This window comes from Dorea formicigenerans (genome assembly GCF_025150245.1).
GTDB lineage: Bacteria > Bacillota > Clostridia > Lachnospirales > Lachnospiraceae > Dorea > Dorea formicigenerans.
Genome location: NZ_CP102279.1, coordinates 2168057 through 2190256, shown reverse-complemented (window position 1 = coordinate 2190256; position 22200 = coordinate 2168057). Strand labels below are relative to the sequence as shown.

Annotated in this window: 15 protein-coding genes, 1 other RNA gene, 1 pseudogene and 2 riboswitches; of the genes and pseudogenes, 16 read left to right on the top strand and 1 reads right to left on the bottom strand. The window is 39.9% G+C overall.

The features are described 5' to 3' along the window. The first annotated feature begins 138 nt into the window (after window positions 1–138). The 4 genes from NQ560_RS10685 to NQ560_RS10670 all read left to right on the top strand — a co-directional run bounded on the left by NQ560_RS10685 (window position 139) and on the right by NQ560_RS10670 (window position 6018). Window positions 139–534 carry a GntR family transcriptional regulator gene (locus NQ560_RS10685; RefSeq protein WP_005334203.1) on the top strand — a complete coding sequence of 132 codons (396 nt, stop codon included), beginning with the start codon at window positions 139–141 and terminating at the stop codon, window positions 532–534. Then, window positions 531–1955, top strand: a complete 1425-nt coding sequence (locus NQ560_RS10680) for a PH domain-containing protein (RefSeq protein WP_005334201.1) — start codon at window positions 531–533, stop codon at window positions 1953–1955. Before NQ560_RS10685 ends, NQ560_RS10680 begins: the two co-directional genes overlap by 4 nt. A gap of 135 nt (window positions 1956–2090) precedes the next feature. Beyond that, on the top strand, window positions 2091–2282 hold the full coding sequence (locus NQ560_RS10675) for a DUF6472 family protein (protein WP_005334199.1): 192 nt from the start codon (window positions 2091–2093) through the stop codon (window positions 2280–2282). Between the two features lie 124 nt (window positions 2283–2406). Next, complete coding sequence (locus NQ560_RS10670; protein ID WP_005334197.1) at window positions 2407–6018, top strand: ABC transporter ATP-binding protein/permease; 3612 nt, start codon at window positions 2407–2409, stop codon at window positions 6016–6018. Window positions 6019–6073: 55 nt separating this feature from the next. Here NQ560_RS10670 and NQ560_RS10665 read toward each other — a convergent pair whose 3' ends face one another. Beyond that, window positions 6074–6406, bottom strand: coding sequence for a helix-turn-helix domain-containing protein (locus NQ560_RS10665; protein WP_005334196.1), 333 nt, complete (start codon window positions 6404–6406; stop codon window positions 6074–6076). 185 nt (window positions 6407–6591) lie between these two features. Between NQ560_RS10665 and NQ560_RS10660 the strand changes: the two genes are divergently transcribed. The 12 genes and pseudogenes from NQ560_RS10660 to NQ560_RS10605 all read left to right on the top strand — a co-directional run bounded on the left by NQ560_RS10660 (window position 6592) and on the right by NQ560_RS10605 (window position 22183). After that, window positions 6592–9045, top strand: a complete 2454-nt coding sequence (locus tag NQ560_RS10660; RefSeq protein WP_005334194.1) for an InlB B-repeat-containing protein — start codon at window positions 6592–6594, stop codon at window positions 9043–9045. Window positions 9046–9062: 17 nt separating this feature from the next. Next, window positions 9063–9449 (top strand): hypothetical protein, encoded by a 387-nt coding sequence (locus NQ560_RS10655; protein WP_005334192.1) that lies wholly within the window; start codon window positions 9063–9065, stop codon window positions 9447–9449. A 97-nt stretch (window positions 9450–9546) separates the two neighbouring features. Next, a non-coding RNA gene (gene ssrS, locus NQ560_RS10650) (6S RNA) lies at window positions 9547–9728 on the top strand. 171 nt (window positions 9729–9899) lie between these two features. Further along, window positions 9900–11195: a SpoIID/LytB domain-containing protein gene (locus NQ560_RS10645; protein WP_005334191.1), complete on the top strand. Its 1296-nt coding sequence runs from the start codon at window positions 9900–9902 to the stop codon at window positions 11193–11195. 119 nt (window positions 11196–11314) lie between these two features. Next, a complete protein-coding gene (locus NQ560_RS10640; protein WP_005334189.1) occupies window positions 11315–12136 on the top strand; it encodes a YihY/virulence factor BrkB family protein in 822 nt (273 codons plus the stop codon). A gap of 81 nt (window positions 12137–12217) precedes the next feature. Then, window positions 12218–12404, top strand: a riboswitch (cobalamin riboswitch). Between the two features lie 85 nt (window positions 12405–12489). Next, complete coding sequence (locus tag NQ560_RS10635; protein ID WP_005334185.1) at window positions 12490–13182, top strand: DUF1638 domain-containing protein; 693 nt, start codon at window positions 12490–12492, stop codon at window positions 13180–13182. A 49-nt stretch (window positions 13183–13231) separates the two neighbouring features. Then, a pseudogene (locus NQ560_RS10630) lies at window positions 13232–14380 on the top strand (uroporphyrinogen decarboxylase family protein). A 289-nt stretch (window positions 14381–14669) separates the two neighbouring features. Next, window positions 14670–15893, top strand: a complete 1224-nt coding sequence (locus tag NQ560_RS10625; protein WP_005334178.1) for a dicarboxylate/amino acid:cation symporter — start codon at window positions 14670–14672, stop codon at window positions 15891–15893. A 178-nt stretch (window positions 15894–16071) separates the two neighbouring features. Continuing rightward, a riboswitch (cobalamin riboswitch) is annotated at window positions 16072–16281 on the top strand. A gap of 167 nt (window positions 16282–16448) precedes the next feature. Beyond that, on the top strand, window positions 16449–17519 hold the full coding sequence (locus NQ560_RS10620) for a uroporphyrinogen decarboxylase family protein (protein ID WP_005334172.1): 1071 nt from the start codon (window positions 16449–16451) through the stop codon (window positions 17517–17519). Window positions 17520–17583: 64 nt separating this feature from the next. After that, window positions 17584–19320: a leucine-rich repeat protein gene (locus NQ560_RS10615; RefSeq protein WP_005334170.1), complete on the top strand. Its 1737-nt coding sequence runs from the start codon at window positions 17584–17586 to the stop codon at window positions 19318–19320. 5 nt (window positions 19321–19325) lie between these two features. Next, entirely contained in the window at window positions 19326–20837 is a 1512-nt protein-coding gene (locus tag NQ560_RS10610; RefSeq protein WP_005334168.1) for an ATP-binding protein, read from the top strand. Between the two features lie 26 nt (window positions 20838–20863). Beyond that, a complete protein-coding gene (locus NQ560_RS10605) occupies window positions 20864–22183 on the top strand; it encodes a vWA domain-containing protein (RefSeq protein WP_233420479.1) in 1320 nt (439 codons plus the stop codon). Window positions 22184–22200 lie beyond the last annotated feature (17 nt).

Genomic DNA, 22200 nt, shown 5'->3' with positions numbered 1-22200 from the left:
TGAACCACTATATTTTTGTATTGCAAGAAATAATATAAAAAGATTGTATTATTTGTATTATGTGATATAATACAAATAAAAGCGAAGATATAAAATCCTTGTTGCAAGATAAGATAATAGATTCAGAAGGAGACAATCATGATTATTAAGATCAATACAAAATCAGAGACACCGATTTACCTGCAGCTACGTAATGAGGTTGTGAAGGGAATCGGAAAAGGTGAGTTTGAGATTGGTGAATCATTGCCAACTGTCCGTCAGATGGCTATGGAACTTGGGGTAAATACAATGACCGTCAGTAAAGCATATCAGTTATTAAAGACAGAAGGTTTTATCGAGACTGACCGGAGAAAGGGAACTGTTGTCTGTAATTTACGGGATTCTAGAAGAAGTTCAGATGGAGAATTTCAGGAGAAGCTTGCAGATGAACTGGAGCTTCTGAGCGCAGAGGCAACGATTCGAGGCATGGATCAAAATGATTTTATGGATTTATGCCGTAAGGCATTTCAGGGAATGGAGGTTGCATTTTCATGATTTTAGCAATCATATTCTTAATAACAGATCTTTTTATGGTGGGAATTGCCTATGCAGTGTATGGAAGAACAGCAGTAGAAGGTTACAGTGATGGAATGGTTCTTGGAGTACATATACGACGTGAGAAGCAGGAAGATCCAGTACTTGTAGAATTTATGAAAAATTATAAAAAAGATGTACGGAAGGTTTATTTGGGACTTGGTATATCCGGAGTTGTTATTTGTGGATTGTGTTTCTGGTATACATCAATATTTATGTGTGTGTGGTGTGTATGGTTTCTGTGTTATATTGTGGGCGCAGTCGGTGTCATGTTCAGGAATCACAGGAAACTTTATGATTTGAAAATTCAATATAGATGGGGAACGTCGGGAGAAGATACAGAAGAAAGCACGGCAATGACAGGGGTCGATACTAAGACTATGATGCATAGTGAGAGAATGAGTCTGCCATTGTGGTATCATATTGTCTTGATTCTAATACTGGCAGTTCCATTTGCTTTTAAAGGCTTTCGAATTTATCTTGGAACGTTTTCCGAGAATTCACAGGGCTGGATTTTATTTTTGACCTCTGTAATTGTCGGCGTTGTATTTCTGTGGATTGCATGGATATTCAAAAGAGGAGCGAACCGGATTTACAGTGAGAGTTCGGAGCTGAATTTCAGAATTAATTATCTGGAAAAGAAGAGCTGGAGTATCTGCTTTCTTGTGGCAAATATTTGTAATGCGATTGCATGGCTCTATCTTGCATATAGAATGACAAAAGAAGAATGGATTTATAATCTGGATATTATTATATATGCCACAGTGCTGTGTGTACCTGCAATAATTGCTATAGCAACTGCTATGTGGATTAAGAAACAAAAAAATGTACTACAATGTGAAGATGAAACGCCAATGTATATGGATGATGATTACTATTGGAGAAATGGCTGGTATGATAATCCGGGTGATCCAAGATTATTTGTGCAGGACAGATTCAACAGTATGAATTATACAACAAACGTTGGAAAGCCGGCAGGAAGGTATATGTTCGGTGGCATTTGTATTGTAGTTGTAGTACTTTTGTTCTGGATGTGTATTGTCTTTTTAAGAATGGATTTTACACCGATTCGTCTTGTGGCAGACGGAGCGGAAGTCAGAATTACTTCCGGATATACGAATACAACTATGAAGAAAAAAGAGATTCGGAGTGTAAAATTATTAAAGAACGGACTGCCGGAGGATCATTACAACCGGACAAATGGATTTTCAGATGAGAAACAGCTGCTGGGAAAATTTGAAGGAAAGAAGACTGGAAAATGCCGGATGTATGTGTGGCTGGACCAGGAAAATGTGATTGAAATTAAGGCGACAGATTATACAGTGTTTATAAATAGTAAAGATGAAGATGAGATGAATGCATGGTATCAGGCATTAAAGTAATGAACAAAGCGTTCGGAGTCAGTAGGAGAAATTCGTACTTGTTCCGGACGCTTTTTATGTTATGATATGTAGGAACATTTATACAAGGATAATAAAATTATAGAATATAATTTATATGGGAAAGGAAGAAAGAAAATGGCAAAGACCACTCAGAGAGGTAGTTGTGAGACTTGTACGTATTATACATATGATGAAGAATATGAAAGCTATATGTGTGATGTGAATATGGATGAGGATGAATATATGCGTCTGATTTCTGACCAGCATTACCAGTGCCCGTATTATCGAAATGGGGATGATTACCGCATTGTAAGACATCAGATGTAATATATCAGCTTCATATCTAAAACTTTTATTAAAAACATTTCTCAGTGTGAAAAAGTATACAAATTTACGCTATAATTAGATGAACTAAAAATTACAGTCAAAATATAACTATAGGAGAATTTGAATGCTTCAAATACAACACATCAAAAAAGAGTACCGGACTGGAAGTCTGGTACAGAAGGCTCTGGACGATGTGAGTCTGAATCTGAGAGATAATGAATTCGTAGCAATCTTAGGTCCCAGTGGTTCCGGTAAAACCACGCTTCTGAATATTATCGGAGGACTGGACCGCTATGACAGCGGAGATCTTATCATCAATGGCATTTCCACAAAAAAATATAAGGACAGAGATTGGGATTCGTACCGTAATCATACGATTGGTTTTGTATTCCAAAGTTACAATCTGATCCCGCATCAGACGGTGCTTGCGAATGTTGAGCTGGCATTGACAATTTCGGGAGTCGGGAAGGAAGAACGAAGAAAGCGTGCAGTGGATGCACTGGAGAAGGTGGGTCTTGGGCAGCAGCTTCATAAGAAGCCGAACCAGATGTCGGGAGGCCAGATGCAGAGAGTTGCAATTGCAAGAGCGCTGGTCAATGATCCGGAGATCCTGCTTGCAGATGAGCCGACCGGAGCACTGGACAGTGACACCAGTGTGCAGGTCATGGATCTTCTTAGAGAGGTAGCGAAAGACCGTCTGGTCGTTATGGTCACACATAACCCGGAACTGGCAGAGCAGTATGCGACCAGGATCGTCAATCTGAAAGATGGAAAGATTCGTTCGGATACCGATGAATATATTATGGAAGAGGAAAATCTGGCACCGCCGGAGCATAAGAATATGGGGAAATCTTCCATGTCTCTTCTGACGGCACTGTCACTGAGTTTTAATAACTTAAGGACAAAGAAAGCAAGAACTCTTCTGACTTCTTTTGCAGGATCTATTGGAATTATCGGGATTGCATTGATTCTGGCTCTTTCAAATGGAGTCAATGCTTATATCCGGTCTATTGAGGAGGAGACATTGTCTGAATATCCACTGCAGATACAAAGTACCGGATTTGATCTCACTTCCATGATGGTGGGTATGAATGGGGATTCCGGAAGCAGTGATGATAAGAAAAGTGGAAAAGATAAAGATAAGGTAAAGGTCATGCAGGTAGTCACCAATATGTTTTCAAAGATGGATTCCAATGACCTTGGTGCTTTAAAAAAATATCTGGACAGTGGTGAATCTAAGATTCATGACTATACAAAAGCAATAGAATATTCTTACAATGTGATGCCGCAGTTGTTCCGACAGGACGGTGACAATATTCGTCAGGTCAATCCGGATCAGTCATTTTCCTCATTGGGACTTGGTGCATCTGCAGGTTCGAATAGTCTGATGTCCTCCATGATGAGTACTAATGTGTTCTTTGAGATGCCGGAAAATACGGATCTCTATGAAGAACAGTATGATGTAAAAGCCGGAAGATGGCCGAAAAAATATAATGAATGCGTTCTTGTACTGACGCCGGATGGTTCTATGAGCGACTTCTTATTATATACATTGGGACTCAGAGACCAGGTTGAACTCGATAATATGATTAAGCAGTTCATCAACGAAGAGACGATAAAAACGCCTGAAAACATCGGAACTTATACTTATGATGATATTTTGGGAAAGACATTTAAACTGGTAAATGCTTCAGATTATTATGAATATGACGATCAATATCAGGTGTGGAAAGACAAAACTGACAATGCGGATTACATGAAAAAACTGGTCGAAGACGGTGAGAATGTAAAAATTGTGGGAATCGTGCAGTCAGCTGAAGATGCGAAGGCTTCATCACTGACACCGGGAATTAACTATACCTCAGATCTTGTAAATCATGTGGCAGAACAGGCAAAAGACAGCGAGATTGTAAAACAGCAGCTTGCGAACCCGAATGTAAATGTATTTACCGGGGAAGAATTTGGCAATACAGATGGGAACAATGGATTTGACATGAATTCTCTGTTCAGTATAGATGAGGATGCTCTGAAAAATGCATTTGGTTTTGACAGCAGCGCCATGAACAATCTTGGAAGTTCCATGGATCTGTCGGGACTTGATCTTTCCAAGGCATTTCAGATGGACGGAAATTCTATGGATTTGTCCGGTATGGTGAATCTGGATCAGGTAGAAATCAACATGGGCAATATGCCACAGATGAATTTGGGGGATATTCTTACGAATCTGGATGTACAGGTCAATGCGGATGGCATGCAGAAAATGTTAATTAGCCTTTCGGAAGGGTATCAGGAATATGTAAAGAGTCATCCGGAAGCAGATTATTCCAATCTTGGAAATCAGATTGCAGAATATCTGACTTCCGATCAGGCAAAGGGCATTATTCAGAAATATTTGAAAGACATTCTGAAAAATAACGGGGAAGTTACGATTACACCAGAGCAGATTAAGGAACTGTTGACCAGCGTGATGAGTGATTTTCAAAGCTGGCTTGTAGAGCAGAACGCTAATCCGGGCGCAGAGGAATTTGGAACATACTTCCAGCAGTATCTACAGACCGGGCGTGCCAATGCAATTGTAAATAAATGGGCTAATGAAATATTTGGAGATATAGATTTCAACATTTCCAGTGACACACTGCAAGCTATGGCAAAGGAACTGGCAGAAGGTTATACTGCATATGCAAAGGAAAAAAATTATGCAGATCCGACAAAGATGGCAGAGAACTTTGTGAATTATATAAAGACGGATGATGGAAAGAGACGCCTGAATCAGGGACTTTCAGAGGCAATCAATATGGATAGTCTCCAAAAGCAGATCAGTACGGCCGTGAATAGCTATATGGGTCAGTCCATGGGTGCATATACCGGTGCCATTTCTCAGGCAATCAGTACACAGATGACATCTGCTATGAGTCAGGTGACCACGCAGCTTGCCGGTGGACTTGAAACGGTTATGACATCTGCCATGAATCAGATAGGAGAAAATCTGCAACATGCACTTGGAGGTGCTATGGATTTTGATGCGGATGCATTTGCAAATGCATTCCAGTTCAATATGACGGAAGATGATCTGACGGAACTTATGATGTCCATGTCTGGGACACAGAGCGCTTCCTATGATAATAATCTGCAGCAGCTCGGATATGCAGATTTCAGTCATCCGAGTTCCATTTCCATTTATCCAAAAGACTTTGATAACAAAGAAAAAGTGGTAGAGGTTCTGGATCATTATAATCAGCAAATGGAAGACGAGGGAAAAGAAGAGCAGGTGATTTCTTATACAGATATAGTAGGAACAATGATGTCATCCGTGACCACTATTATCAATACAATCAGTTATGTATTAATTGCATTTGTGGCAATTTCCCTGATCGTATCATCGATTATGATTGGAGTTATTACCTATATTAGTGTACTGGAGCGAAAGAAAGAGATTGGTATTTTAAGAGCTATCGGAGCATCCAAAGGAAATATCTCGCAGGTATTTAATGCGGAGACATTTATCATCGGACTCTGCGCCGGACTCATTGGTATCGGACTGACACTTCTGATATTGATTCCGGGAAATATGCTGATCCATGCGCTTGCAGGTAATAATCAGGTCAGCGCGGTACTTCCAGTCGCACCGGCGATTGTTCTGATTTTTTTAAGTGTCGTACTTACATTACTTGGCGGATTGATCCCTTCCAGGAAGGCAGCCAAGAGCGATCCGGTGACCGCACTTCGAACGGAATAGAAAAGAAAAAACAGTCCATACAATCTGAAAAGAGCGTATGGACTGTTTTTTCTCTTTATTTTTGTGTAAGGTATTTTGATAAAGTCCGTAGTAGTAATAATGTTTCTTCCTGATGTTGAAAGTCAAGTTTGCTAAACGTAGAAAGAAGAGAAATTTCTTTTTTCGAAAGTAAAAGAGAAGGAGCAGAAGTGCTAATTTCTAAGACTTCATCTGCCGAAAGTCCATACAAATTAATCAGTGTTGCGAATGTTTGAAGATCTGGTTCAGCAACATTATTTTCATAACCGGAAAGGGATTTTTTGTTGATACCGGTTAGTTCCATCACTTGTTTCTGAGTGAATTCTTTGTTTTCTCGTGCATTTTTTAAGACAGCGCCAATATCCTTCATATGCCTAAAAACTCCTTTTTATCATTATATTAAGGTAAAGGAATTCTTAAACCCTAAAAAGTCTTAAAAATAACGACAAAAATATTGACGTCTTAGAATATAAGACATATAATGGGAATGCTAGGATAGGCATGCAATGGGATAAGGCAGAAATTAAATAAACGAAAGTGAGGAAAAAAACAAGTATGAAGAACAAAGTTCTTAAACAAATGCTTGCGTTTTCTCTGGCTGTCGCTCTTGTAGGGGGGAATTCAGTAGCAACTTTTGCTGCTGAGCCAACTAACGGAACAGAGTCAAGTGCAAATACGCAAGCAGAAACAGATGCAACCGCTGAAAAAGTTGCGGTAGTTAATTTCAACATTGAAAACGGTAAATTTGATAATGGCACAAACTATGCACAGTATAAGTTGAGTGCAGGAGATACGCAGGATTTACCGAAAGTTACTGTAGATGACGGATATGAGTTCTTAGGTTGGAAAGTATCAGGAAAAAGTGACACAACTTGGAAAGCAAGTAAAAAAAGTTTTACTTTCGAAGATGCAAATGCAAACTTTTACCCAGCTACAGCGACAGAAGGCTATACTACAGTTACAGCAGAAGTAAAGAAGGTAGAGAAGAAAAAAACAGCTCATATCACATTTAATGTTGATCCGGAAAAGGGTAAATTTACAAATCCAGCGAACGCTGAGTATGTAAAATTTGATGATGATGAGTATTCAGAGACACAGTATAATGTTCCTAAAGTAGAAGGAATCAATGGATATACATTTACTGGCTGGAAATTATCCGGAGCAACAGATGGTAACTGGGATGCAGATGCAAAGACATTTGGAATTACAGGACTTGCTTATTATGCCAAAGGAAGTAATGACGGATATGCTACATTGGAAGCTCAGTTTAAGAAAGAAGCTAAGAAAGCTGATGCTGTTTTACGTGTTCATTATGTAGATGAGAACGGTACACCATTAGATGGATCACAGTATATTGTTTCATTAACAAAGAATGGAACAGTAGGTGAAAAAGCTACATTTGCTGCAACATCATTTACAGCTCCAGAAGGCTATGAATTAGTTGGTGATGTAACTGACGTGGAAGTAGCATATGGTAAAGACAAAGATGTCAATGTAAAAGTAAAAGCTATCAAAGAAGAAAAAGAAGCAAGAGACGTAATTGTAAACTTCAATGTCGCTCCAGAAGAGGGACAGTTTACAGATCCGGCAGGGGCAAAAGTTGTTACATATACAATTAAAGAAGATTCAGCAGATCAGTTCCTTGTACCTACAGTAGAGGCTAAAGAAGGTTACGAGTTTACAGGTTGGTTAGTAAACGGAAAAGAAGAAGGTTTCTGGAGTGCAGATGCAAAGACATTTGGAATTACAGGACTTGCTCATTTCCCAGAAGGATCTGACACAGGATATATTGTTGTAACAGCTCAGTTCAAAAAAGCTGAAGTAGCTAAGAGAAGCGTAACAATTAATGTTGCAATCGATCCTGAAAAAGGCGAATTTGTAGGAAGAGATGATAAGTATGCTACAATCACTTATACAGATCTTGATGAGTTTGCTGAGGCACCAATTCTTTTACCAGAAGTAAAGGCTAATGATGGATACAGACTTGCAGGATGGACAGTAGAAGGAAAAGAGTCAATCAAACTTGATGCAAATGCAACAACTTTAGGATTTGCAGGCCTTGCTCACTTTAATGACGGAGAAAATGTTGGATACATTTCTGTAGAGCCAGTTTTCGAAGAAGTGAAAGAAGAAAAAGCAGCAGTAGTTAATGCAAATGTAGTTGTAGATCCTGAAAAAGGTGAGTTTGAAGGATATGACGGAGCAACAAAGCTTGAGAACAATAATCTTCAGGAAGCTGATTATACACTTGGATTCCTTCCAATTGTAACAGCAAAAGAAGGATATACATGGACAGGCTGGGAAGTAACAAATAAAGCAGGTGAAGTAGTATACTCATTAGACACAAACACAAGCTCTATTGCGTTCCCATATGGAGTAGAAGATGACTACACAGTAACAGCTACATTTACAGAGAATAAGACAACAGCAGTAGTTAATGCAAATGTAGTTGTAGATCCTGAAAAGGGTGAGTTTGAAGGATATGACGGAGCAACAAAGCTCGAGAACAATAACCTTCAGGAAGCTGATTATACACTTGGATTCCTTCCAACTGTAACAGCAAAAGAAGGATATACATGGACAGGCTGGGAAGTAACAAATAAAGCAGGTGAAGTAGTATACTCATTAGACACAAACACAAGCTCTATTGCGTTCCCATATGGAGTAGAAGATGACTACACAGTAACAGCTACATTTACAAAAGATGAGACTCCAGTTGATCCGGTAGACCCAGTTGAGCCAACAGAGCCAACTCAGCCGACAGAGCCAACTCAGCCAGCTCAGCCAGCTACACCTTCTACAGACAATACAGTAAACAATACTACAAACAAAACTACTGACAATAAGAAGGTAGAGAAGACAGCAGCTAAGAAAGCAGAAGCAAAGAACGAAAATAAAAAAGCTCCAAAAACAGGTGATGAGAGTATGCCAATCGCTTACATGCTTACACTTGTAGGAGCAGCAGTGGCAGCAATTATTGTTCTGATTAAGAGAAAAAGAACAATCTAGAAACTGTGAATAATCACATGAAACACAAAAGACGGTATCGAAGATACCGGAATAAAAAGAAAAAAGCCTATATCCTGGCAGCCCTGATCTTATGCATAGTCATTGCGGCGGTAGCAGTTTTTGCTATCAGCCGCATGGCTGGTAAAGAGCAGACATCAAAAAATCAGACGGAAGTAAAAGCGCTTGTTATTAATGCTGAAAAAGTAGACGAAAGCAAACTGAAAGATTTGATTGAAAGTGCCGGAAAGATTAATCAGAGTGTTTATACAGATGAAACAGTAAATACTTTAAATCAGGCAAAAGAAGAGGCCGAAGAAACGATTCAGGGAAAGCCAAATCAGGAAGAGGTAGAAGATTCATATTTGAATCTGGTAAATGCAATTCAGTCACTGCAGAAAAAATAATGATATTTAATGTAATGTTTAGATTTTATAAAATGGAAACTAGATAAATCTACCTGTTGTAAAAAACGGGTAAATGAGTTATAATAATTCAAGAAGTAAGAACCTGGGATGCACGATAACTCCTGTTATTTTGAACCTACATCACTTTAAACGGGACTCTTATATCTTCGTAATATGTCGAGCCTTCATTATGCAGAGGATGGCAGAAAAGCGAATGCGGACACCCACCTAGCAGACAGCTAGGAGTCAAAATACAGGAACCGGCATTTTGGGGAACATACAAAAGATAAAGGACAGTCGTTTATGCGGCTGTCTTTTTCTAATGTGAGGGGGACATTTATTTGATTCCCCTTCTACTTGAGTGGGTGTTGAATCAATCATAGGGCATAATGATTAGGGAGAGAATAGAGTTTGAAACATTTTCGAGGAGAAAAGAGATTTTATTATGGTATGTCAGTGCTGGTTCTGGTGTTTATTATTGCAGGACTAACAAGTAATCTCGAAGGCGGAGTTCGTGGAAACCGTCAGGAAAAAGAAGCATTTGACCAGAAGCAGGAAGAAGTTCAAACGGAGCAGAAAAATCAGGGAGAAGAGACGCAGGTAGTGTCTAATCCGAATATCCGGGTTCTTCTTATGACGGATGGATATAAGAATACCATTCATCCGTCTGTGACAGTCAGCTCAACATCTGGACTTTCTATTACGTATGGGGAGAAAGTAGAAGAATGTGAAGCGGGGATGGAAGTGACATTTATGCCAGATGACAGCCGTTTTCAGAGTGGGAATATCCGAATCCAGGCAAAAGAAGGGGAGATTACGGTAAATAGCCTGAAGCGTGGATACGGGAGTCCTTCTTATCAAGGCATACTGGAGCTCCGGACAACAGCGGAAGGAATTGCGATTATCAATGAACTCCCCGTTGAGAATTATCTGTGCCGAGTCGTGCCCAGCGAAATGCCGTCCGGTTATGAAATAGAAGCGCTGAAAGCGCAGGCAGTCTGTGCCAGAAGTTACGCCTACAGGCAGATGGCAGAATATGGATATCCGGAATATGAAGCTCATGTGGATGACAGTACGAATTATCAGGTCTACGGCAACAGTGCACCGGCAGACAGCGCAGATCTAGCTGTTCAGGAGACGGCAGGACAAGTCGTGCGTCTGGACGGAGAGATTGTGACGACTTATTATTATTCCACTTCTTGCGGAAAGACGACCAGTATGAAAGCCTGGGGGAATGAGGCGAATGACGGAAACCGATATCTTCAGTCTGTAGAAGTAAAAGATGAGAACGGTGATTATGAGAGAAATCTGCCATGGTATCGCTGGGAGGCGAAGATTCAGGCAAAGACTTTATCAAATTTGATTGGACTAAATACCGGCAAAGATATTGGAACGTTGCAGAATATCAATATTTTGGAAAATGGACCGGGTGGTGTAGTATTAACAATAGAGGCTGTCGGTGACAAAGGTAGTGTAAGAGTCTCAACGGAAAATAAAATCCGGCGTGCTCTTGGAGGAAAAGGATACACAATTATAAAGCAGGACGGTACAAAAGTCAAAAGCAGCAAGCTTCTTCCAAGTGCATTTTTCACAATAAATAAGTCCGGAGATACATTTGTCATAAAGGGCGGCGGGTTCGGACATGGGATTGGCATGAGTCAGACCGGTGCGAATGAAATGGCAAAATGCGGAAAAAACTATCAGGAAATATTGACTTTTTTTTATCAAGGCGTCACCATTGGATAATTGTTCGTAGACAAAATGTATAAAATCGGGTAAAATATAAAATTATGTAACTGTTCAGAACAGGCGGTATCACTGGGAAAAGTAGAACGCCGGAACATAAACAAAGCTAGGTAAAAGTGATGAAAAAGATAAAAGAATTATATGATGACATCATGGAGCTGACTGGAGAGATAACGAAAGACCATGTAGGGGCATACGCTGCACAGACAGCATTTTTCTTTATGCTCTGCATGATCCCGATTATATTGTTGTTATTGACTATGGTGCAATATACGCCCGTCACAAAGGCTGATGTCATGACGGCTGTGATCCAGGTATTTCCATCATCGGTAGATTCATTGATTACATCCATTGTCAATCAGGTCTATAATCAGTCATCTGGTATTATCCCGATTACGATCGTGGTAGCACTTTGGTCTGCAGGAAAAGGTGTACTTGCCATGAGTTCAGGACTGAACTGTGTGTATAATTGCCGTGAGACACGTAACTATTTTTTCCTTAGGATAAGAGCAACTGTTTATACAGTAATGTTTATACTCGTTATTATATTTTTACTTGTGTTGTCGGTATTTGGTAACAGCCTGAATATTTTTATTGCTGAGCATGTACCATTTTTAAGAAATATGGCCGACTGGCTGATCCGGGCAAGGAATATCATTACACCGATTGTAATGATTGTATTTTTACTGTTGATATATAAATTCCTTCCTAATAGAAGAGACACATATAAAAGGCAACTTCCGGGAGCAGTATTTTCTACGCTGGGATGGATGGTCATTTCCTGGGTGTTTTCTGTATATGTGGATGTGTTCAAAGGATTTTCCAGTATGTACGGAAGTCTGACAACGATCATGTTGATCATGATGTGGATGTATTTCTGCATGTATTGCATTTTGATCGGCGGAGAGCTGAACATTTGGTTCGGGGAAAAGAATAGTTAGACAATATGATAGAGAATAACAATAATAAAACATATATATGGAAACAAGCTATTTGCTGGCGAGAGTAGAATGGGTTAAAATTAATTATGTAGAGTGCATAGTGATGATTATAATTCATTGAAAAGGGAATCCAGTGAGAATCTGGAACAGCCTATTCTACTGTGAAGCGGACGATGGTCTGGAAAATCACTCTGGCTAAGATGCAAGGGGAAGATATGATCAAAGGAGGATGCAAAGTCAGGAGACCTGCTATGTATATGTATGGGATTCCGGTAGGGGAAGAACAGCGGTTACGCTGTTTTTACTCTGCCTTTTTTAATACATAGAAATATAAAAAGTATAAGGACGATTATATGAATACTGCTATAATAGTCTGCTCCACACTTACAAATCATGTGAAAGCAGCACAGAAAAAAATGAATACAAATTATCCCATTATTGAACTGGATAATTCCAAGCATAGCAGACCGGAAAAATTCTGGCATTTGGCATTTCTTGCCATGGAACAACTTCCGGAGGAAATAGACACCGTGCTTTTGGGACTGGGAGTTTGTGGAGGGGCATCAGTAGGATGGACTTTTCCAAGGCGGACAATTATGCCAAAAGTTGATGATTGTATTACACTTTTAATGCATACGGACGAAAAGTTTCATTACAACTTAAAAGAAGTCGGACATTTTTATTTGACTGAAAACAGAGATTTGATGTCTATTGAACAGATGGAACAAGATTTAGTTTTAAAGTATGGCGAAAGAAGAGCCAAAAGAGTTATGAAAGTCTGGTTTGATGCTTACAAGAGTGTAGATATTGTGGATACAGGTGTTTATGATTGTTATTCAAAAGAATATGTAGAGCGTGCAAAAAGGGAGTCTGCAATTATAAATGTGCCATATCAATATGTGCCGGGAAGTAATATTATATTAGAAAAATTAGTGTCTGGGAAATGGGATGACCAATTTTTGATTATTGAAAAAGGAGGTGTAATGACAGAAGAAGATTTTGGAATGACAAACAAAGAGTCATTGCATACAACATATGTCGTGTAAAATGGACACCATATTGAAAGATTGAGGCGTAGTTTTTTTGAGTTTTACTATGTTCCCAATTCAAGAAAGGGAGGAAGTTATGGATTATACGGAATTAAAGAAATTAATGAGCGAGCAGAAGGTTGAGATGACTGCGGCGGAGCGTATCAAGGCCTATAACGAGGGGAAAGAGGTAGATCATATCCCGTATACATTACAGGCACCTGATCCGGCTATGGCAGATATTTTTGGATTTACAACATCACAATTTGCGAAAGACTTTGAAGTGAAAAGCGAAGTAATCAGACGAAGAAAAGAAGAATTTGGTCTGGATAGCTTTAATGTTGGATTAGGTCTTCGCACAATTGGCGTTGCGCTTGGTTCAAAGTTAGGGGTTCCTGAACATGGAATTGATTATATTGAACATCATGTGTTGCAGGATTATGCGGATTTCGACAAATTGGAAGTGACGGATCCTTATAAAAATCCAGTTCTTGCACCGATTTTGGAAAGTGCCAAGAGATTGAAAGAACGTTTCCCGGATGTTAGTATGACAACGAGTGTGGCAGGTCCGATTTCAACAGCTATAGCAGTCAGGCCAGTTGAAAAGGTTCTTCGCGATACGAGAAAGAATCCGGAAATGCTTCACAAATTGCTTGATTTGACAGTTGTCTGTTCTTTAAAATGGTTTGAAGCATTTTACCATGAGTTCGGATCGGTCGGAACGAATTTTTCCGATCCGGTAACCTGTATGGATGTAATTAGTAAGAAGCAATTTGATGAATTTTCGCTTCCTTATATTAAAAAACTGATTGATGGAACAGAGAAAATTATGGGATCAAGACCGGGAGCTCATATTTGTGGTAAGACAAGCCCTATTTAGAGTGATCTTGCAGATGCAGGTCTATTTTCATTCAGTATCGATAATTGCGAGGATTTGGAGGTTGCTAAGCGTGAGGTGGGTGACCGGATGCGCTTTGCCGGAAACGTTCCGCCGATCGAAGTGATGAAAGATGGATCGATTGATGATGTCATTGAGGTATGTAAAGACTGCCTGAGAAAATGTGGAGATAATCCAAAAGGTTACATTTTGAATACAGGATGTCAGCTCCCGATTGGTACACCGAAAAGAAATGTGGAGGCATTTATCTATGCGGCAAGAAAATACGGTCGTGGTGCGCAGTTAGGAAAGCTTCCGAAAGGTATTCTGGAAGATTAAAATATGTAATTTGTGCAAATGAAGCGACAAAAATGCAAAAATGATATTTTGAGGCAAAAAAGGGACACCGTGTTTCGCAGTTGGGGACGTAGTATTTTGAAAGTTTGCTACGTCCCCAACAAATCAAAAAATGCATAATTTTCCACATGAACTTGCAAAAAACTGGTTGATGAATCAGAATAAGGTATGATATAATTTTATATCAGAGAATAGGCATTGTCTTATGACAGTGCTTTTTTGGGGTAAAATATAACGTGGAAATGAAATCAAGTAAAGAGAGGTTAAAATCATGAAACAAAAGAAAAAAATGTCTTTGGCAATGCAGATTTTTATCGCATTGATTCTTGCAATTGTAGTAGGACTTCTGATGCAGAGTCATGCAGAATTTGCAGAGAGTTACATTAAGCCGTTTGGAACAATTTTCCTGAACCTTGTAAAGTTCATCGTAGTTCCAATCGTATTATTCTCCATTATGTGTGGGATTATTTCCATGCAGGATATTAAAAAAGTAGGAGCAATTGGTTTAAAGACCGTTGTATACTATATGTGTACAACCGCATTTGCAATCACATTTGGATTGATTGGAGGAAATCTGTTCAAAGGAATGTTCCCGGTCGTTGCAACAACAGACTTGACTTATGAAGCAGCAGAGTCGGTATCATTTATGGATACAATTGTGAATATTTTCCCATCCAATTTTATTGCACCGATGTCTGAGTCCAATATGCTTCAGGTAATTGTGATGTCAGTATTGTTCGGATTTGCGATTATTCTGATTGGACCGGAGAAAAATCCACGTTTGATCCAGGGGTGTAATGATTTGAATGATATGTTTATGAAATGTATGGAGATGATCTTAAGATTATCTCCAATCGGAGTATTCTGTCTGTTGTGCCCGGTTATTGCAGTAAATGGTCCGATGATCATCGGTTCACTGGCAATGGTGCTTTTAGCAGCGTATGTCTGCTACATTATACATGCAGTTGTTGTATATTCATTAGCAGTAAAGACAATGGGCGGTATGAGTCCGATCGCATTCTTTAAAGGAATGCTTCCGGCAATGATGTTTGCATTTTCCAGTGCTTCTTCCGTAGGAACACTTCCAATCAATATGGAGTGTGTAGAGAACATGGGAGCATCAAAAGAAGTGACTTCATTTGTGCTTCCGCTTGGAGCAACAATTAACATGGATGGAACTGCAATTTATCAGGGAGTATGTGCAATCTTTATCGCGTCCTGTTATGGAATCAACCTGACACTTCCACAGATGCTGACGATTATCCTGACAGCAACACTGGCATCTATCGGAACAGCAGGTGTGCCGGGATCTGGAATGGTTATGCTGGCAATGGTACTTACATCTGTAGGACTTCCAGTAGATGGAATCGCTCTTGTAGCCGGAGTGGATCGTATCTTTGATATGGGACGTACAACAGTAAACATCACAGGTGATGCAAGCTGCTGCATGGTTGTCACAAATCTTGAGAAAAAGAAAGCATTAAGAAAAAAATAAGTATATAGTTTCGCAAGTAGGAATGTAGAGCCATTCTTAATTATGTACACTTGGTTTTTATGAGTTTATTCTTTTTAGGAATTCCATGAAGACTGAGTGTATTTTATTTGAAAAAACGATAATTGGGTAGATATATCAATATTATTTATTTGAAATAAGCGTGCTTAATAATTATACTGGATGCAGAAGACTATATTAGTGATGGATTTGACATTTAAAAGGGAATCTGGTGAGAATACAGGGCAGCCTATTCTACTGTAAGATGGACGAAGCTTCAACGAAGTCACTGGTATTTATATCTGCAACAGAACAGCAGTAATATAAGCCGGGAAGAGGAAAGCAGAGGATGAAATCAAGCCAGGAAACCTGCTATATAGGAATTGGGATTTTCGGTAGGGAAAAGAACAGACACTTCGTTTTATTTTCCCTGCCTTTTTTAGTGGAAAAATATTTTATACTGATCGTTCATGACAGTGATAGAAGTTATAGTGTATAAAATCCAGGGGGAATATTGAGAAACTTATTGTTTGCATGTATAATACGAGGAGGAGATTTATGCACGAATTAGACCAGATGACACCGAATCAAAGACTGAATGCTTTTATGACAGGACAATCGATGGATCGAATGCTTGCAATGCCGGTCATAGTATCTATGTCAGGCGATGTATGTGGGATGACTCATCGCGAGAAAAGAAGCTCACCGGAGAATGAGGCAAAGTGTCAGATTGAAGCGTACAAAAGATTTGGTAATGACCTTGCAGTCATTGAATACGGGCTTCACATGGTAGGAGTTGGGCTTGGGGGAACGACCAATGATCCGGAGTTTCAGACACCTGCAATCGCAACGTATCCGCTTGAAAGTTTGGATGATATTGACAAGCTGGATCCGGAACGTCTGAAAAAAGAAAATGATCCGCACCTAAGACATTGTCTGGAGGCATGCCACATTGTAAAAGAAGAAATTGGTGATGAAGTACCGGTCGGGGTTCTGATTACTGGACCATATACAGCTGCCACAAGCTGTTATCCAGCAGAGAAGCTGTTCCGTGCCATGAGGAAATCACCAGAAAAGGTTCACAGACTTGTGCAGTTTACAACAGATTGTCTTATCGATATTTATAAAGAGTTCATTCAAGAAGGGGTATTGATCCTACAATGTGATCCACTCGCTTCTGGCACAATCTTGAGAAAGAGTCAGTATCAGGAGTTTGTGCTTCCGTATGCAAAAAAAGTAAATCAGGCAATTCATGATGCAGGAGGAATGGTCTGCTATCATATATGTGGGGATACGACCAAAACAATTGATGACATGGCAGATGCAGGAAGTGATATGATCAGTGTGGACAATGTCGTTGATTTGGAGCATGTAAAAAATACAGCAGGGCAGAAGATGCCGATTCTTGGAAATGTGGCACCGGTCGACTATTTTATTCAGGGAACAAAGGAAGAAATGGATGCAGCTGTAAAGAGGTGTTTGCAGAAAGCATGGGATTCACCGAATGGTTATATTCTTGCCTCTGGATGTGATCTTTCCGGTCAGGTAAAATTGGAGAATATTGAAGCGTTTATGAATGCAGCAAGAAAGTATGGAAAATGGCCATTAGATCCTAAGAACTTTGAGTAAAATGTGTCGGAAAGATAATCTGCCAAATTTGAATAAAAAGATATAAAATCAGAAAACTAATCTGATGGAGGTAGATAAACAGGACATGGTTGTTCAGATCATATCTGGATTTCGGGGATCCGGAAAAACAACATTCTTAAATCAATGTATAGAACAGGTAAAGGGAAAGACTGCGGTAATTCAAAATGATTTTGGTGCACAGGCAGTTGACCGGGAAAATGCAGAAGGCAGCTTGATCTATGAAGAAATCGGTGAGGGCTGTATTTGCTGTGGGATGGCACTTGAGTTTGAAGAAAAGATGCGCCGGATTGCCATGGAAGATTGCCCGGACAGAATTTTTATAGAAGCATCTGGATTTGGAAAACTGTCCGATGTCGTGAAAGTATGTACGCAGCTAAAAGAGAAGGAACATCTTGAGATGGTGATCGGACCGAATGTTACCGTTGTAGACATTGGCATGGTGGAGGCATATGCCTCCGGACTGGGAGAATTTTATGTAGACCAGATTGAACATGCAGATGTAATTCTGGTCAACAATATTGATTCAGACGATGTGGAATTGGAGGAAATAGAAGAAGGCTGGAAAGCGCTGGAACGACTGAATACGAAAGCGTTGAAAAGTGAAAATGCACGGGAAGTATTAAAAAGTGTAATGGAATCTGGAAGCGTAGATCAAAATCTTCAGATAGAAGGAGATACGCTTATAAAATATCTTGGAGCTGACGCATTTGTAGAAGTGCCGGATGGTATCCAGATCATCGCAGACAGTGCTTTTGAGTATTGCATGGAAGTGCAGGAAGTGCATTTGCCAGATTCAGTGGAACGAATTGGAAAGCATGCCTTTCAGGGGAGTGGAATCAAAAAGATACATTTACCGGAAAGCATAAAAACAATCGACATTTATGCTTTCAGCGGAACACCTCTGGAATATATAGAATTACCGGAGAATTTGCAGAAACTTGGGCACAGTGCATTCCGTTATTGCAGGATGTTAAAAAAAGCGAAGTTTCCAGAACATCTGGTGGAGATTCCGCATGATACATTTAATGATTGTGGAAAACTGCGGGAAGTAATACTGCCGCATGATACAGAAGTGATTGGGGCTCATGCATTTTCCGGGTGCGCGGCACTGGAACAGGTGGATTTACCGGAGAGTGTGAAGCGAATTGAAGAAGGTGCTTTTGTGACTTGTGTCAGTCTGGAGAAAGTACATTTGCCAAAAGGACTGGAGGTGGTAGAACGCAAGGTGTTTTACCGGTGTACGAATTTAAAAGAACTTCATTTCCCAAAACGGGTGACAGAGTTTGGCAAAGGCATCTTTTCACAATGTTCTGCATTAAAACGAGTGTATATAGAAGGAAATCCGGTGGATGAAGAAGTGTTTCAGGACTGGGATATGTGGACAACTTGCTATGATATGGAAGAAATCATTGCACCGAATATGAGGATTACGAGATTTGCAAAAGAATGGAGAATGTGGGCGGCAGCAGGACTTGCAGATTACCTGGTAGAACAGGGAGATGTAAGAAGTGAAATCCTTGATTCTTATGTGAAGGATCTGAAAGAAAACCGGAGTTCCTATGAAGTCCTTTTATTAGAAAATAAAAAGTTATTACAGTTTTTCATTCATTACAATTTATTGGCGGAACAGGCAGTGAACAGACTTCTGGATCAGTCACTGCAAAAATCCGATATGGAGATCCGCAGCATGCTGTTGAATTATCAGGATGAAATCCAAAATGAGGATAAGAAGGAGGAGACGGGCAGCCAGCTTGATCAGCTTCTGGCAGCGTTGTCATAATATTTATGAATATTAGGGAAGCAAAAGAGCAGATTGAACATGCGGTAAAATTGTACCTGGAAAAGGATGAAAAAGGCAGATATATAATTCCGACAGAAAAGCAGCGTCCGGTATTTTTGATGGGAGCGCCGGGAATCGGTAAAACTGCAATTATGGAGCAGGTTGCGCAGGAACTTGGAGTAGCACTTGTGTCTTACACGATGACACATCACACAAGGCAGAGTGCACTGGGACTTCCATACATTGTAGAAAAGGAGTATGGCGGAGAAAAATTTCAGGTATCTGAGTATACGATGAGTGAGATTATTGCAGCGGTTTATGAAGTGATGGAGGACACGGGAATATGTGAAGGAATTCTTTTTCTAGATGAGATCAATTGTGTATCTGAGACTTTGGCGCCGGCGATGCTTCAGTTCTTACAGTACAAGACATTTGGACAGCACAAAGTGCCTGAGGGCTGGATTATCGTAACTGCAGGGAATCCGCCAGAATACAATCATTCTGTGAGGGAATTCGATATTGCGTCCTGGGACCGCGTAAAGAGAATGGATGTAGAGCCTGATTATAGTGTCTGGAAAACATATGCTTATGAGCAGGGGATGCACCCGGCAATCCTGACCTATCTGGATCTGAAGAAAGATGCATTTTATTCCGTGGAAAATACAGTGGATGGAAAGCATTTTGTGACAGCAAGAGGCTGGGAAGATTTAAGTCAGATCATGTGTCTGAGTGAAAAGAAGAATCTGCCTGTGGATCTGAATCTGATCAGCCAGTACGTGCAGGATGAGCAGATTGCCCGTGACTTTGCAATTTATTATGATTTGTTCAAAAAATATAAAAATGATTATCAGGTGGACCGTATCTTATTTGGCATTCCATCAGAGCAAGTAAGACAGAGGGCGATGAAAGCATCTTTTGATGAGAGGATTTCTTTCCTTGGTCTTTTGATGGATGGAATTACGGATACTGTTAAAGAGACAATGGAGATGCAAAATGCATTGTTTGTATTTGGGGATTGCCTGAAAAAGATAAAAGCAGATGTGGAAAAAGGCCGAGACCTTGTTTCTTGTATCGAACAACAAAAAGAATGTTTAATGGAACAAGAAAAACAGAAAAAACGTGCCGGTAATTTATCCCGTGCCCAGGTGTGGGAAGATGACCGTGTGCTTGTTTATCTGGAAGAATGCCGGAAAAAAGCAGGCATACGGACTCCGGATGAAAGAGATTTTGTAATTCTCAGAGATTATTTTGCCCAGTTGACAGAAAGCTTTCAAGAGCAGACAAGAAAAGCATCGGGGTGTCTGTCCAACTCATTTTACTTTTGTGAAGATGTGTTTGAAGAAGGACAGGAGATTCTTGTACTTGTGACAGAACTTACGGAAAATGAATATACGGCCAGATTTATCAGTCAGTATGGATGTCGGGAGTATTTTAAACATAATAAGAATTTGATGTTCTACGAGAGACAGAAAAATCTTATGGATCAGATTCAAAATCTGGGGCTTGATCAGGTGTAATATTTATGTGTGTGGAAATAATAAAAGTGGCTTCAGAAGTTCTGAACTTTAGCGGACAGAGAACGTTGGTCAATATGAGGTTTCTGGAACCGGCAATTCGGATGCTGACGGAGAGTCCCTCTAAATGTATGTGTAATCGTTCATATGGTATGGGAACAGATGGAAAAAATCTTTACTATAATCCGGAATACGTACTGAGAGCATATCAGAAAGAGAAAGGTTTCGTCAGCAGAATGTATTTGCATTTAGTCGTGCATGGAATATTCAGACATTTCTTTGTAAATCCACAGATCGAGCAAAGAAAATGGGATCTTGCATGCGATATGGCAACAGAATATATCATCGAAAGCTGGAAACTGGACTTTGCAGACATTAGTGCCGGGGCAGATGAAAAGCGCGAACTTGACCGCATCCGGAAAAATGTGGGACTTATGAATGCGGAAAAGATTTATGGATATCTGAAAAAGACAAAAGAGTCAGAAATAGACTGGCTGGAGAAAATTTTCCGTCGGGATGACCATAGCTTCTGGTATCCCGAAACAAAAAACAGGAATGATGTAATCCAGGTGAAATCAGGGCAGGTGAATCAGAACCGGGAGGTCATGTTCTCAAATCAAAAATTGGAAGAGCTGTGGAAGCAGGCTGCGAAAAAGATTCAGGTGGATCTTGAGACATTTATGAAAAGCCGGAGTGGTGAAACCGGTGATTTTTTGGTGAATTTAAAGCTTGCGAACAGAAAGAAGCAGGACTACAGTGCATTCTTAAGAAAGTTCACCAGGCTTGGGGAACGTATGAAGATCAATGATGAGGAATTTGATTATAATTTCTATACTTATGGAATGCAACTGTATGGAAATATGCCGCTGGTCGAGCCGTTGGAGTACAAGGATGTCCGGGTAGTGAAAACATTTGTGACTGTGATTGATACTTCAGGGTCAGTGGAGGAAGAAAAACTTCGGAGATTTCTGGAAAAAACGTACCAGATATTAAAAAGTGGGCAGAAAAGCGAAGACAGAGTGAATTTCCATCTGATCCAGTGTGATGCGTTGGTTCAGAAGGATGTGAAGATTACATCAGAGAAAGAACTGGAGCAGGTGATGGAAGATTTGACACTTTATGGCCGGGGAGGAACTGATTTCAGACCGGCATTTGAGTATATAGAAGAACTTCGAAAAAATGGAGAACTTACGAACTTGAATGGAATGCTGTATTTTACAGATGGAATGGGTGTTTATCCGAGAAAAAAACCGGAGTATCCAGTGGCATTTATATATGATAGTGAAGTTTTGGATGAGATTCCGGAAGTGCCGGCTTGGGCGATTCGTTATCTGATGGATGACATATAGAATGGATAAATGTCTGT

Excerpts from the sequence above, each read along its gene's own strand:
- NQ560_RS10685 (WP_005334203.1), top strand. The coding sequence starts at position 139 with ATGATTATTAAGATCAATACAAAATCAGAGACACCGATTTACCTGCAG.
- NQ560_RS10680 (WP_005334201.1), top strand. The coding sequence starts at position 531 with ATGATTTTAGCAATCATATTCTTAATAACAGATCTTTTTATGGTGGGA.
- NQ560_RS10675 (WP_005334199.1), top strand. The coding sequence starts at position 2,091 with ATGGCAAAGACCACTCAGAGAGGTAGTTGTGAGACTTGTACGTATTAT.
- NQ560_RS10670 (WP_005334197.1), top strand. The coding sequence starts at position 2,407 with ATGCTTCAAATACAACACATCAAAAAAGAGTACCGGACTGGAAGTCTG.
- NQ560_RS10665 (WP_005334196.1), bottom strand. The coding sequence starts at position 6,406 with ATGAAGGATATTGGCGCTGTCTTAAAAAATGCACGAGAAAACAAAGAA.
- NQ560_RS10660 (WP_005334194.1), top strand. The coding sequence starts at position 6,592 with ATGAAGAACAAAGTTCTTAAACAAATGCTTGCGTTTTCTCTGGCTGTC.
- NQ560_RS10655 (WP_005334192.1), top strand. The coding sequence starts at position 9,063 with ATGAAACACAAAAGACGGTATCGAAGATACCGGAATAAAAAGAAAAAA.
- NQ560_RS10645 (WP_005334191.1), top strand. The coding sequence starts at position 9,900 with ATGTCAGTGCTGGTTCTGGTGTTTATTATTGCAGGACTAACAAGTAAT.
- NQ560_RS10640 (WP_005334189.1), top strand. The coding sequence starts at position 11,315 with ATGAAAAAGATAAAAGAATTATATGATGACATCATGGAGCTGACTGGA.
- NQ560_RS10635 (WP_005334185.1), top strand. The coding sequence starts at position 12,490 with ATGAATACTGCTATAATAGTCTGCTCCACACTTACAAATCATGTGAAA.
- NQ560_RS10625 (WP_005334178.1), top strand. The coding sequence starts at position 14,670 with ATGAAACAAAAGAAAAAAATGTCTTTGGCAATGCAGATTTTTATCGCA.
- NQ560_RS10620 (WP_005334172.1), top strand. The coding sequence starts at position 16,449 with ATGCACGAATTAGACCAGATGACACCGAATCAAAGACTGAATGCTTTT.
- NQ560_RS10615 (WP_005334170.1), top strand. The coding sequence starts at position 17,584 with ATGGAGGTAGATAAACAGGACATGGTTGTTCAGATCATATCTGGATTT.
- NQ560_RS10610 (WP_005334168.1), top strand. The coding sequence starts at position 19,326 with ATGAATATTAGGGAAGCAAAAGAGCAGATTGAACATGCGGTAAAATTG.